10 protein-coding genes and 1 riboswitch are annotated in these 13,877 nt (G+C 32.9%); of the genes, 5 read left to right on the top strand and 5 right to left on the bottom strand.

Annotated features, from left to right (window positions below):
• Positions 1-6: 6 nt before the first annotated feature.
• Complete coding sequence (locus FA045_RS13835) at positions 7-579, bottom strand: DUF6580 family putative transport protein (RefSeq protein ID WP_136877675.1); 573 nt, start codon at positions 577-579, stop codon at positions 7-9.
• A 78-nt stretch (positions 580-657) separates the two neighbouring features.
• Entirely contained in the window at positions 658-2,526 is a 1,869-nt protein-coding gene (locus FA045_RS13830) for a TonB-dependent receptor plug domain-containing protein (RefSeq protein ID WP_136877674.1), read from the bottom strand.
• A gap of 90 nt (positions 2,527-2,616) precedes the next feature.
• Positions 2,617-2,808: riboswitch (cobalamin riboswitch) on the bottom strand.
• Between the two features lie 96 nt (positions 2,809-2,904).
• Here FA045_RS13830 and FA045_RS13825 point away from each other — a divergent pair.
• Entirely contained in the window at positions 2,905-4,149 is a 1,245-nt protein-coding gene (locus tag FA045_RS13825) for a serine hydrolase (RefSeq protein WP_136877673.1), read from the top strand.
• Between the two features lie 78 nt (positions 4,150-4,227).
• Here the strand turns inward: FA045_RS13825 and FA045_RS13820 are convergent, their stop codons facing one another.
• A complete protein-coding gene (locus FA045_RS13820; protein WP_225871343.1) occupies positions 4,228-5,109 on the bottom strand; it encodes a polyphosphate kinase 2 family protein in 882 nt (293 codons plus the stop codon).
• Positions 5,110-5,334: 225 nt separating this feature from the next.
• Here FA045_RS13820 and FA045_RS13815 point away from each other — a divergent pair, with 225 nt between their 5' ends.
• Together FA045_RS13815 and FA045_RS13810 are read left to right on the top strand one after the other, a co-directional pair.
• Positions 5,335-7,782, top strand: a complete 2,448-nt coding sequence (locus FA045_RS13815) for a transglycosylase domain-containing protein (protein WP_136877671.1) — start codon at positions 5,335-5,337, stop codon at positions 7,780-7,782.
• Positions 7,783-7,857: 75 nt separating this feature from the next.
• Positions 7,858-11,043 (top strand): peptidase MA family metallohydrolase, encoded by a 3,186-nt coding sequence (locus FA045_RS13810; protein WP_136877670.1) that lies wholly within the window; start codon positions 7,858-7,860, stop codon positions 11,041-11,043.
• 296 nt (positions 11,044-11,339) lie between these two features.
• Here the strand turns inward: FA045_RS13810 and FA045_RS13805 are convergent, their stop codons facing one another.
• Positions 11,340-11,690 (bottom strand): GIY-YIG nuclease family protein, encoded by a 351-nt coding sequence (locus FA045_RS13805; RefSeq protein ID WP_136877669.1) that lies wholly within the window; start codon positions 11,688-11,690, stop codon positions 11,340-11,342.
• Between the two features lie 134 nt (positions 11,691-11,824).
• On the opposite strand from FA045_RS13805, the gene FA045_RS13800 reads away from it, so the two are divergent.
• Entirely contained in the window at positions 11,825-12,601 is a 777-nt protein-coding gene (locus FA045_RS13800) for an XRE family transcriptional regulator (RefSeq protein WP_136877668.1), read from the top strand.
• Between the two features lie 77 nt (positions 12,602-12,678).
• Positions 12,679-13,128 (top strand): Spy/CpxP family protein refolding chaperone, encoded by a 450-nt coding sequence (locus FA045_RS13795; RefSeq protein WP_136877667.1) that lies wholly within the window; start codon positions 12,679-12,681, stop codon positions 13,126-13,128.
• A 58-nt stretch (positions 13,129-13,186) separates the two neighbouring features.
• Here FA045_RS13795 and FA045_RS13790 read toward each other — a convergent pair whose 3' ends face one another.
• Entirely contained in the window at positions 13,187-13,873 is a 687-nt protein-coding gene (locus FA045_RS13790) for a GDSL-type esterase/lipase family protein (protein WP_136877666.1), read from the bottom strand.
• Positions 13,874-13,877 lie beyond the last annotated feature (4 nt).

The raw sequence follows: 13,877 nt of genomic DNA, 5'->3' as shown, positions 1-13,877 counted from the left end.
ATTCAGCTATGCTTTACTAAGTACTAAAGCTCCATATTTAGATTTTAAAGCCTCGAAAACACCAAACATTAAAGTAGCATAACCTAAAGTACCGAATAAGAAATTACGTTCGAAAGGAATTGCTTTTACTAAGCACAGCCAAAAACCTGCTAAAGTTTGCGGGTAATAAGTAGAACCTAACCAAACACCAAAATCAGAAACAATCCAATGGATAAAAACTGCTATAAGACTAGCCCCCAATACATTTTGTACGTTAATTTTATTGATATAAAATCTACCTACTAAAACCATTAAAATAAAAGCAATGTAAGTATAGTACCATCCTTGATAAAAGCCATAATCTACTCCCATAGTTAATGTAAGACCTAAATCGCTTAAAAACAACACTAAAATTGGTAAAATAAAACCATTAACATTGTTCTTAAAATAAGCACCACCAAAAATGGCAACTGCTCCTAAACCAGAAAAATTAGCAATTAATGCAAAATCTGGAGAAAGTGGTGCTATTACTCTTTGACCAATAATAATTAGCATAAATAAAAGTAATACTGCTGTTCTGTAGCTAGACTTATTTTCCATTTGTATTTAATTTGTTTGCAAAATTAGGTTTTTAAATGCTGAATAAAAAATGACGGCTTATTTAAAGTGTAATAATTGTTATTTAAAATTAAAAGTTACACCAGCATTCATATTAAATCCCATAGTACTGTAACCAATTATCTCAGTATATTTTTCATTGGTGATATTCTTTAAATCAACAAAAACCCTCATACGTTTTTTTGCAAAGGCATATTCGCTATAAAAATTAAATAGTTGATATGAATCTAAAACTTTGTTTACCGATGGGAATGAGCTAAAATCACTATCTACTCTATCGCCTGTAAATTTGTAATTTGCACTAAAGTATAAGTTTGATGTTGCTTGTAAACCAGCATTTATGCCATAAGTATTTTTTGGCCTTCTTAATAATACATCCGAGATTAGGTTTTCATTAATTTGCTTACCTTCTACATAAGCATAATATCCATTAACTGTAAGATTTTTAAACTTTACACCTGGTTCTATTTCAAAACCTCTGTCATTTTGCTCATTTTGATTGATGTAGCCATTTGCACCATAAATGATTGCATCATCCATGTTTCTTTTAAAACCAACAACCCTTAAATTCACAATATCATTAAAGAAATTCAATGTGGTACCAACTTCGTAATTAATAGCTTTTTCTGGTTTCAGATTTAAGTTTGCGCCAAATTGACCAAATAACATATCTAATGTAGGTGCTCTAAATGAAGATGATACGGTACCAAACAATTTAATTTGATTTGTAATATTGATACTTGGTGATACAGCATAAGTAAAGTTTTCTCCATACTTATTATGTTTATTGTATCTGCCACCAATTTCTAAGTTAAAGATGCTCAAATCATGCAAAAATAAAGATGCGTATGAGCTAAATAAATTGGCCGAAGGCTGTGTTAAACCACTAACATTAAATTGAGTTACTGCAGTTGCTCTATTTTCTATACCTAAAAGAAGGTTCAGTTTTTCGTTTAAGTTTTGATTATAAAATAAATCGACAAGATTCATTTTACCTTCGTAATTACCACCGTACTGACTTATATAATTTCTCTTTGTATTTTGATGACTATAATTCAATGTAAACTTTCCTTGATTTAATAGGTAAATTGCATTTAAACCTGCATTTAAGTTTTTAGAAGTAGAAATATTGTTTGCATCAGTAAATGCATTATCGTCATAGTCAAATTTACCTTCAAAATATCTTAAAAACGGATTTAAGCTTAAACGCTTATCAAGTTTGAATGAGAAATTTGCATTTAATGCATCTTGCTTTACGCCATCTTTATCAAACGGTTGTGAGTTTGATGGCGGGTTTACTGCTTCTGAAATACCATCAGTTCTTAAATGAGAGTAGCTAAGGTTGTAGCTAAAATTATCTATTTTGCTACTTAAACCTATTTGGCCTTTGTAAGTATCATAACTTCCAGCAGTTGCTACTCCATAAACGTTATTTCCTTTTATACCATCCTTTTTTGTAATGATGTTGATTACACCCGCAACAGCATCAGAACCATAAATGGTAGATTGCCCACCTCTTAAAATTTCAACTCGCTCAATTTGATCTATAGCTAACAAGCGTAAATCAAAGGCTCCAGTTCCTGAGGGATCAGTTGCTAAAACACCATCAATTAAAATTACCGTGTAAGCACTTGCTGCACCTCTAAAGAAAACACTTTTCTCTTTACCAGCATTACTTCCAGCGCCAACAACGTTTACACCAGCTTGTAAATTTAACAACTCTGCAAGGTTACGTCCACTACTTTTCGAAAGCTCTTCGGCCGTAATAACCGTTACAACTTTACCAGTTTGCGATTGTTTTTGATCATTTTTTGTAGTTGAAATCACTACTTCTTTTAATTTTTCTGCATCTTGTGCAAAAGCGATTTTCCCAAATAGGGTTAATTGTACAAGTCCTAGACCTGCAGCAATTAGTGTTTTTTTGTTCATTGTTGTGAGTTTTATACACACAGCAAAAGAATCAGAATAGAAATGAGGTAAAAAATAGTCCCACTCCTAGCTTCAATCCCCGAAAGCTATGAAATTATAATGCTAAAGGCAGGTCTTCTGACTTACTCCCGGTTAAACTGCCTTCCCATCCCGCAGTTGCGGAAAAGTGGCAATGGATTAGTAACCGTTAATAGAGCTTACAGCTGCGGGACAGTTACGGATTTACACCGTATTCCCTTTTAATCTCGATATTACTCGAAAACCAAAAGCGGTGCAAATGTAGCTAAATATGCGATAACAGCAAATAATTATAATTTTAGCTTATAGTTTTGTCTAAAAATAACATAAAACCATATCTTTAAAACTCAAATTTTAGCTATGATAAAATTGCTCATTTGTCTATTATCAATTATTAGTTTACCTGTAATGGCGCAACAAACAGATACTACATTTTTGCAACAACTAATGCAAAGCAAACCAGAACTTTTTGCTAAAGTGTTAAACCATCCAAATAAAAATGAGGTGCAATTAATGTACACTCAAATTAATAGAGATCAAAACAATAAGCCTTCATTTAAAACATTTTCCTACAATTTTAACCCTAAAAGATATTTTTATCCTGCAAGTACCGTTAAATTGGCAGCTGTAATTTTTGCTTTAGAAAAAGCTAATTCTTTAAAAAACAAAGGTATATCAGCGTATTCTACCATGTTAACTGATAGCAGTTATCAAACACATACTAAAGTTTTAAAAGATCAAAGTGCAGCTAATGGCAAACCTAGCATCGCTCATTACATTAAAAAGATTTTGCTAACCAGCGATAATGATGCCTACAATAGATTATTTGAATTTATCGGCAGAGCAGAAATTAATGATAAGCTTAAAAAATACGGAATGGAAGATAGTAGAATTTTAAATCGTTTGGCCATAGGCGATGGTGGTGAAGCTGCTAAACATACCAATCCGATTGATTTTTATGAGGGAGAACAACTTATCTATCATCAAGATGCTCAGTATGATGAGAAAGAATACCCATTAGAACTAACAAATTTAATTGTTGGAAAAGGATATATTGATGGGGATGAGAAATTGGTTAATGAACCCTATAGTTTCGCTAATAAAAATGTTTTTACCATTGCCGATCAGCAATTGTTGATGAGGAAATTAATGATGCCTGAAGCATTTGCAAAAAAAGATAGATTTAATTTAACTCAAGAAGATTATCAATTAATCTATACCTACATGAGTAAATTACCTACCGAAAGTAAGGAACCCAAATATGATGAAAATGAATTTTGGCCAACTTATGCAAAAATGATTTATTACGGTAGAGAAAAAAATGCAGTTTTAGATAATGATATCAGGATTTTCAATAAGTATGGCGATAGCTATGGTTTTATTATAGACAACGCTTACTTTATTGATTTTAAAAACAAAGTTGAATTCTTTTTAACTGCCGTTGTACAATCTAATGAGGATGGTATTTACAATGATAGCAAGTACGAATACGAAACCGTTTGTTATCCGTTTATGAAAAACATAGGTCAAGAAATTTATAAGCATGAGCTAAATAGAACCAAAAAGCACTTGGCAGATTTAAGTACATACAAAATGGATTATTAGACATCTATTGTAGGAGCTACCCTTGCGGTTGCCCAAAACCATTGAAATTGGGTAAGGCAAGCCTTACCCCCCCTAAATTTAAACCTCATCCAACAGTTGTTGTCTTAAGGTTCCTAATTCGGCCACCTCTTCTGCCGGAAGTTCTGGAAACTTCAATTTCATACTTTGCAAAGTTTCATCAATTATTTGGCTTATTGCTAGTCTGGCGTACCATTTTTTATCTGCCGGAATTACATACCAAGGCGCTGCATCAGTTGAGGTTTCTTTTATCGTTTGCTGATAGGCATCCATATATTTATCCCATAAAGCTCTCTCCTTTAAATCACCTGCAGAAAACTTCCAATTCTTAGTTTTGTCGTCTATCCTATCTAAAAATCTTTGTTTTTGTTCATCCTTACTTACATGAAGAAAAAATTTAATGATAGTTGTACCATTGTCTACCAAATGCTTTTCAAAATTTCTGATACTCTCATACCGATTTGCCCAGAATTTTTTGTTAATTTTTTTAACATCATCAATACCAGGAATATTTTCGTTTAAAATATATTCGGGGTGAACTTTGCAAACCAATACATTCTCGTAATGTGAGCGATTGTGTATGCCAATTCTACCACGTTCTGGTAAAGCTTTGTAATGACGCCATAAATAATCGTGTTCATATTCCTCACTATTTGGCGTTTTAAAACTATACACTTGGCAGCCTTGTGGATTTAACCCAGACATCACATGTTCAATTGCACTATCTTTACCAGCAGCATCCATTGCCTGAAAAATAACCAATAAAGAATGAGAGTTTGATGCATATAGCGATTCCTGGTGTATTGACAACTCAGTTTTTACTCTTTCGAGATCTGCTTTACCCTCTTCTTTACTTAAATGACCATTGTAGGTTGTGCTGTAATCTTTAAGTGAAAATTTACCATTGGTATTGGCTAAATATTTTTTTGTATTAGTTTTCAAGGCCATAATGTTATTGAGATTTAATTTTTATTATTTTAAATATAGGCTAAAATTTAAGTAAATTAAATACGTTAATTTGTATTGATTAAAGCTAAAGTTATCTTTAACCCCACATACATCAAATAGCTCTTGTTTTGTTAAGATGTATGATTAATTAATTGCAGATATTTACTTAGATTAAAAAATTTAAAGACACAAACTACGTTTTTTTACCATCTTTAACATATGTTTCGAGAAATTAAAAATAAATACATCCGCTACTTTACCATATTTTTATATTTAGTTATTGTCTTTTTTTGCGCTCTACAACTAAATTTTTTATGGCTTTTTGGCTACTCTCCTAGCTACGCTGATATTAAAAAACCTGCACAAAGAGTTGGTTCAGAATTGTATACCGCTGACGGTGTGTTAATTGGCAGGTATTTTAAAGAAAATAGAACACCGGTAGATTTCAATCAGATTTCGCCTAGCATTATTAATGCACTTATTGCTACAGAAGATGTTCGTTTTTATAAACATTCGGGTATTGATATACAAGCAGTTGGCAGAGCTGTTGTAGGTTTAGGTCAAGATGGTGGCGCAAGTACCATTACCCAACAGTTGGCCAAAAATCTTTACAGAACAAGGTATAGTAAAGCATCTGGATTAGTAAAACACATCCCACTGGTAAGAACATTGGTATCGAAACTTAAAGAATGGATGACAGCCTTAAAACTTGAGTCTAATTACGATAAAAACGATATCATTACCATGTATTTAAATACTGTTTCATTTGGCAACAATGCTTATGGCATTAAAACAGCATCGAGAGTATATTTTGATAAGGAAGCGAAGGATTTAAAATTAAATGAAGCTGCCTTGTTGGTTGGTATGTTAAAGGGAACAAACTTATACAATCCGATTAACAACCCAGATGGTGCACTTAAAAGAAGAAATACGGTGCTAAACCAAATGAATAAATACAACTATTTAAGTAAAGATAGTTTAACAATGATTACGAAATTGCCTTTGCAACTTAAAGAAGGTAAAATGAGAGATGCAACCAGCGATGACTCTTATTTGCGTGCAGCAGTTGATAAATATTTAGAAGAATGGTGTAAAGAAAATAATTATGATTTGTACGAAGATGGCTTGAAAATTTATACCACTATCGATTCTAAACTTCAAAAATATGCAGAAGAAGCGGTAAAAGATCAAATGAGGATCATCCAAAAAAGATTTTATAACGTTTGGGGAAATGAAGATCCTTGGGAAGACTCGGAACGTAAAAAAGTTGATTATCCCGATAGGGCAAAAAGAAACTTGCCGATTTATGCCATGCTGCAAAAGAAATATAACAACAATACCGATTCGATAGATGCTTATTTTAATAAGAAAAAAGAAATGAAAATCTTTTCGCACAAAGGTGATGTAGATACACTTTTTAGTACAATGGATTCAATCCGTTATTACGGTAAAATAATGAATACCGGGATGATGACCATGGAACCTAAAAGCGGAAAAATTAAAGTTTGGGTGGGTGGTTTAGATCATAAATATTTTAAATATGATCATGTTAATCAAGCTAAAAGGCAAGCAGGTTCTACGTTTAAACCCTTTGCTTACTTGGCAGCATTAGAAAGCGGAATGAGCCCTTGCGACACTTTTATAGATAAACCTGTCAAAATTGCTTATCAGAATAAAGGTAAAACAGAATATTGGGAGCCAAAAAATGCAGATTGGAGTTATAGCTACCAAAATATGTCGTTACGTTGGGCAATGGGTAAGTCGGTAAATACCGTAACAGCTCAAGTAACCGAAAAAGTTGGTCCAGAAAATGTAGTTAAATGGGCTAATGAATGTGGCATTGATAGTAAACTAGAAGCTGTTCCTTCAGTAAGTTTAGGTCCAAATGATGTAACTGTTTTTGAAATGGTTAAAGCTTACAGTACCTTCTTAAATGAAGGTGTAAAAACCGATCCTATTTTGGTTGAAAGAATCACTGACCTAGAAGATAATTTAATTGAAGACTTTAAGCCAAAAACTAAACGTGTTTTAACTGAGGAGATTGCTTGGTTAATGTTGTATATGTTTAGAGGCGGAATGGAGGAGCCAGGAGGAACTTCGCAAGCACTTTGGGAATGGGATTTATTTAAAAAAGGTAACCAAATTGGTGGTAAAACTGGCACATCATCAGATTATGTTGACGCTTGGTACATGGGTATAACCAAAGACTTAGTAACTGGTGTTTGGGTTGGATGCGATGAAAGAACAGCACATTTTACTAACGGCGAAACTGGCGAAGGCTCTAGAACTGCTCTTCCTATTTTTGCTAAATTTATGGAGAAAGTTTACAAAGACCCAAATAGCGGATACACTTATGGCCCTTTTTCAAAACCTAAAGTTGAAATCAACATTCAATATAACTGCCCTACCCCTCGTCAGCGTATTGATACCACTACCGTTGATAGTTTAGATACAGATAGTTTGGATATGGATGAGACAATAATTGAAACACAACCAATTCTTAATCCAGAAACTGAAGTAAAAAAGGGTGAAGAGAAAAAGCCAATTGAAAATCAGCAAGTACCAGCTACAACGCCAACAACACCTCTAACTAAAAAAGAAGAAAGAGAATTACGTAGAAAGCAGCGTCAGGAAGAAAAAGAGAAAAACAAAAACAATGGTGGTTGACTGTAGTGTTACTAGCAAAACTACATTCCCAACTTTATCGTAAATTAATGCATTTAAGTCCTTAAAAATCATCATATGGATAGAAATTTTACCCTTATCAAAAAACTAATAGTAACATTACTCTTGGTTTTTGTAGCTGTTATTTCTGTAAATGCCCAATATTTTGGGCAAAATAGAGTGCGTTATAAAAATGCTGATTTTAAGGTTTTGCAAACTCCGCATTTTGAGATTTATTATTATTTAAATAATGAAAAATTATTAAAAAAGTTTGCTCAAGATGCCGAAACTTGGTATAAAATGCATCAAGAGGTTTTTAGAGATACTTTCTTTAAAAAAAATCCAATCATTTTATACAGTAACCATCCAGATTTTCAGCAAACAACAGCACTAAATGGTGAAGTTGGAGTTGGTACAGGTGGTGTTACGGAAGCTTTTAAAAACAGAGTAATTATGCCTGTTTTAGATTTAAATAGCCAAACCAGACACGTTTTAGGTCATGAATTGGTGCATGCTTTTCAATACCATGTATTGCTAGAGAAAGATTCGATGGATTTAGAAAGTGTTGGAAACACCCCACTTTGGATGGTTGAAGGTATGGCAGAATATTTATCTGTTGGTAAAAAGGATGCTTTTACATCAATGTGGATGCGAGATGCATTGCTAAATAGAGATATTCCATCCTTAAAAGACCTTACTAATTCCAATAAATATTTCCCTTATCGTTACGGACAAGCATTTTGGACATTTGTAGGTTCGCTTTATGGAGATACAACCATTGTTCCCTTATTTAAAAATACGGCTAGATATGGCTATGAAAATGCCATAAAGTATACTTTTGGTTTTGATGATAAAACTTTATCAGGATTATGGAAAAACTCTATTGAAGAACATTACAGACCATTGCTAAAAGCCGATAGCTCACAAATTAAAATATCAGGCACAAAAATTATAGATAATAAAAATGCAGGAAACATGAATGTTGCTCCTGCAATTAGTCCTGATGGGAAATACCTAGCTTTTTTATCTGAAAAGGATCTTTTTGGTATCGATTTATTTCTTGCTGATGCAAAAACGGGTCGAATTATTAGAAAATTAACTAGTCAAGTTGCCAATTCACACATTGATGATTTTAATTTCTTAGAATCCGCTGGTGCTTGGTCGCCAGATAGCAAGCAGTTTGCTTTCAGTATTTTTAGTAAAGGTAAAAATCAAATGTTGATTGTTGATGTAGCCAATGGTAATACTGTTTTGAAAACTCACATGGACAAAGTTGAGCAGTTTAGCAATTTAACATGGGCGCCAAATGGTAAGGATATTGCATTTTCAGGTATGATAGAAGGTCAAAGTGATATTTTCTCCTACAACTTAGATACAAAAATAGTATCTCAACTTACCAATGATGAGTACTCTGATTATGCGCCAAGTTTTTCTCCAGATGGCACAAAAATCGTTTTTTCATCAGATAGAGCATCAAAAGAAAGTGGTAACACGGCAGCAGTTCATCCGATGAATTTAACCATTTATGATATTGCTAATAAAACATTAAGCAACATACCAGTTTTTAAAGGTGCAAATAATTTAAATGCACAATTTAGTGGAGATAGTAAACGCATTTTCTTTTTAAGTAATAGAGATGGTTTCAGAAATCTTTACGAAGTTAATTTAGCAGATAACAATGTTAAGCAATTAACAGATTATTTTACAGGCATTAGCGGTATAACAGAGTTTTCTCCAGCAATAACGGTTTCTAGAAATGATGATATTATTTACAGCTATTATCGTTACCAACGTTATACACTTTACAATTCTCCGCTTAGCAACTTTAAAGCAAAACCTGTTGGAGCTCAAGATGTAAATTTTGATGCAGCTATTTTGCCTCCAGTAGAGAATATTGGTGTAAATATCATCAATTCTAATCTTGGTAATTTTGAGAGATTTGAGAAAACACTAACAGACTCTATGCGAGTTGTACCTTACCGAGCCAAGTTTAAATTAGATTATTTAGCAAATAGCGGTGTTGGTGTATCAACAAGCAGGTTTGGCACAGGTTTACAAGGTGGTATAATTGGTATGTTTAGTGATATTTTAGGCAGAAACCAAATCATTGGAAATTTAGCGGTTAACGGCGAGATTTACGATTTTGGAGGATTGATTGCCTATATTAATCAAAAAAGCAGAATTAATTATGGGGTTGCTGTTTCACATATTCCTTATGTAACAGGATTTAGATCTTATGGTCAATATAATCCTCAATCTAATACAGATCCTATTGATACCATTAGCACAAATATTTTAAGAACTTTTGAAGATAAAATAGATGTTTTTGCCTCCTACCCTTTTAGTAAAGTGCACAGGTTTGAAGCAGGGACTGCATTTGCTCGTTACAGTTACAGATTAGATCGCTTTAATAATTTCTATGAAAATGTAAATGGCTATCCAACTTTCTTTTTAGGCTCAAATAGAGAAAAGGTTTCAAATGCCCAAGCAACCAATGCATTAGGTATTCCGCTAGATCCTTTCACGATAATGCAAGGAAATGCATTTTTTGTTGGTGATAATACCATAAATGGACTTACATCGCCATTAGATGGTTTTAGATATCGAGTTGGTGCAGAACAGTATTTTGGAGATTTTAACTTTACTGCAGTTACAGCAGATTTAAGAAAATATTGGAGATTGAAACCTGTTACGTTAGCCGTTAGAACTTATAATTACTTAAGATTAGGCGAAGGGAGTGAAAATTTATTTCCATTATATGCTGGTTATGGATATTTAATTAGGGGTTATGAAGCTAACTCATTTTATAATAATAACAACCAATCTCAAGATAATGCCACCATTGGAATAGAACAATTATCAGGAAGTAAATTAGCTGTTTTTAATTTTGAGGTAAGATTACCATTTACTGGACCTAAAAAATTAGCACAGATACAATCTAAATTTTTGTTCTCTGATCTGAACTTATTTTTCGATGCTGGTTTAGCTTGGACAGAAAACACGAAAGTGGCTTTTAAAGGGCAGCCTACTTACCAAACAGTTCCATTAACAGATGTTCAAGGAAATCCAATACTTGATCAAACTGGAAAACAAATATTTACTCAATTTACAAATGAACGTGTACCAGCCATGAGTGTTGGTGTATCTTTAAGGGTGAATTTATTCGGTGCTTTAATTATTGAACCTTATTATGCTATACCATTTCAGCGTAAAGACTTAGCAGGAAGAGGTATTTTTGGTTTAAACTTTGCCCCAGGTTGGTAAGTTAAACTCAAATCAATAAAAAATGCGTTTCGAAAAATCGGAACGCATTTTTTTATTGAATTAGCTGACCTAAAGCCAAGTTTTTGCAGATTTCTTTGAGTTTGTAACAGCACCCTATAGAACTGAAGCTTTGTTTTCTAAACCCGGGTGAAGTGGAAATCTCCCGATTTTTCTTCGGGAATTGAAACGAAAAACGGGGCTGATTTTACCTAAGAAATACTAAAATTGCTTTTCAAAAATTTATAAAGCCTAAAAAGCAATCTTAGTTTATTCATTCTAATCTTAAATCTTCTTAGTTAAGACATGATACCTAATGGCAAGGCAACTTGCGTATTTAATCTTTTATGGTAAATGATATTTTCAAAATCTAAACCTATAGTCAAATCAATCCAATCTGGATTACAAGAACGAACAATCCTCTCCTTTTGAGCTCTTGTAAAACGGCTAACAATTTTAAAACGGCTTAAGGCTTGTTCTTCAGTTTTAAACTCCTCGAAATAAACTAATCTAGTTAATTGCTGGCCGCTATCAAAAAATAAGTTTGGCATTTGTTTATAAAAATCAAGCGTTTTAATTAAATCAGCGCTCATTCCTACGTGTAAACTAGTGCGGTTTCTGTCGGTTACGATGTAAACAAATTTTTTCATGACTTCTCGGCTTAAAGGTTAAAAACTAAATTATTTAGATAAATATTTGTACTTTCGATTAATATTACTAACTTTATTGGCACAATAATACTAACAATTTTAGTAAAAACAAATTTATTTTAAAATTATTTTTTATGTCGAACATTTCCGCCAACCTCAAATACCTTAGAAAGAAAAAAGGCCATACACAACAGCAATTCGCTGATGCTATGGAAATTAAGCGATCGTTAATTGGAGCTTATGAAGAAGACAGAGCAGAGCCAAAATATGATTTGCTAAAAGAAATAGCAGAATACTTTGATTTAACGATTGATGAATTTATTAACGAAAGCATTGATGATAAATGGAAACCTAAACCAAAAAGTCAAGGTTCTAATTTAAGAGTGCTTAGCATCTCTGTTGATCAAAATGAAAATGAGAATATAGAGCTTGTGCCAGTAAAAGCAAGTGCTGGTTATTTAAATGGCTTTTCTGATCCGCAATATGTTAAGGATTTACCAAAGTTTCAATTACCATTACCTGCTTTAAAACAAGGCACATTTAGAGCTTTTGAAATAATGGGTGATTCGATGTTGCCGATACAACCAGGAAGCGTGATTATTGGCGAATATATGGATAACTGGAATGATGTTAAAACTGGCGAAACCTATGTAATCATTAGTAGAAATGAAGGCGTTGTTTATAAGAGAGCTGGTAATAGATTTAAAGAAAATAAAGAACTTAAACTAATTTCTGATAATACAGTTTACGATCCATATTCGGTTGCAGCAGAAGATATCTTAGAAATTTGGAAAGCAAAGGCGTATATTTCTACTACACTACCAGATCCTACACCAGAGCCAACTATCGAAACTTTATCGAGCATGATGGCGCAAATGCAAAAATCAATTTCACAGCTCAATAAGAATTAACATCTTTTAACATAAGCAGATTAAACTCTTTTGGTCTTTTTTCATCTATGCTATTAAACAACCAATTTAATTTACACATGATGAAAAAATTAATTTACACAGCAGCTTTTGTAGTAATGGGTATTACTGCTAGCTACGCACAAAAACCAAATAGAGAAAATTTAACTCCAGAACAGAAAGCTGAAAAAGCAGCTACTGCGATGCAACAAAAACTAAGTTTAACTGCAGATCAGAAAGCTAAAGTTCAAGTATTAGAATTAGAGCGAATTCAGAAAGCAGAAGAATGGCGTAAAAATGATCAGGGAGCAATGAAGAATAAAATGGAAGAACGCAAAACTTACATGAAAGCTTCTAAAGAAAAAATGGATGCCATTTTAACTCCTGAGCAAAGAAAAACACTTGATGCTTCTCGTGAAGAAATGAAAGGCAAAATGAAGGAACGAATGAAAGATAGAAAAGGTGATAAAGGACCAAGAGCGCCAAGAGCAGGAAAAGGAACTCCTCCTCCACCTCCAGCAAATAATTAAAAAAAAATGCCTCGATTTGTTTAAGATCGAGGTATTTTTTTGATTAAGGATAAATTTATTAGTGCAAATATTCTGTCGAATTAAGAAATTTAGCCCAAACTTGATATCCCTCTGGGATGAGATGTAAACCATCTTTAGTTAATTCAGCCTTCAAATGATTGTCTTTATCTAAAAACTCTTGATACAAATCTATAATTGTTACCTTTTTGGCAGCTAATTTTTTAATCTCGCTATTGATGTAAAGGATATGATCATCTTTACCATAATGATTTTTGAACTTACCAAACGAAGCATTTACTGGCAATAAAGTATTAAAATAGATCTGAGTTTTTTTAGAGCCTTTTCTAATTCTGTCAATTATCAGTTTATAATTCCTTAAAATTAAACTATCAGGAATATTTCTCGAGATATCGTTTATCCCGATAAGGATAAAAACTTTTTTAGGTTTGCCATCAATTATATCTTGCAATCTTTCTAATACACCAAAGGTGATATCGCCAGAAATACCGCGATTTTTCGCCTGTGGCAGATTTAATAATTTAGCCCAATCTGTGCCTGCAGTTATGCTATTTCCTAAAAAAACATAATCTTTTTTAGATGTTTGTTCTGCTTTAAATTTGCTAACCTGCTCCACATATTTACCCGGACGATAAGTGCTATCCCATTTTGCAGTTTGGGCATTTACCTGAGTTACAATGGCTATTAAACCTAAAAGGAAAGCTATTTTCTTAAAACTAATTTTCATATCA

This window comes from Pedobacter cryotolerans (assembly GCF_005116475.1).
GTDB lineage: Bacteria > Bacteroidota > Bacteroidia > Sphingobacteriales > Sphingobacteriaceae > Pedobacter > Pedobacter cryotolerans.
The sequence above is the reverse complement of the archived record's forward strand: the minus strand, read 5'-3'. Positions and strand labels throughout refer to the sequence as shown.

What these genes read in the sequence shown, in the direction of transcription:
- FA045_RS13810 (WP_136877670.1), top strand. Translation starts at nt 7,858, where the DNA reads ATGGATAGAAATTTTACCCTTATCAAAAAACTAATAGTAACATTACTC.
- FA045_RS13815 (WP_136877671.1), top strand. Translation starts at nt 5,335, where the DNA reads ATGTTTCGAGAAATTAAAAATAAATACATCCGCTACTTTACCATATTT.
- FA045_RS13830 (WP_136877674.1), bottom strand. Translation starts at nt 2,526, where the DNA reads ATGAACAAAAAAACACTAATTGCTGCAGGTCTAGGACTTGTACAATTA.
- FA045_RS13835 (WP_136877675.1), bottom strand. Translation starts at nt 579, where the DNA reads ATGGAAAATAAGTCTAGCTACAGAACAGCAGTATTACTTTTATTTATG.
- FA045_RS13805 (WP_136877669.1), bottom strand. Translation starts at nt 11,690, where the DNA reads ATGAAAAAATTTGTTTACATCGTAACCGACAGAAACCGCACTAGTTTA.
- FA045_RS13795 (WP_136877667.1), top strand. Translation starts at nt 12,679, where the DNA reads ATGATGAAAAAATTAATTTACACAGCAGCTTTTGTAGTAATGGGTATT.
- FA045_RS13800 (WP_136877668.1), top strand. Translation starts at nt 11,825, where the DNA reads ATGTCGAACATTTCCGCCAACCTCAAATACCTTAGAAAGAAAAAAGGC.
- FA045_RS13825 (WP_136877673.1), top strand. Translation starts at nt 2,905, where the DNA reads ATGATAAAATTGCTCATTTGTCTATTATCAATTATTAGTTTACCTGTA.
- FA045_RS13790 (WP_136877666.1), bottom strand. Translation starts at nt 13,873, where the DNA reads ATGAAAATTAGTTTTAAGAAAATAGCTTTCCTTTTAGGTTTAATAGCC.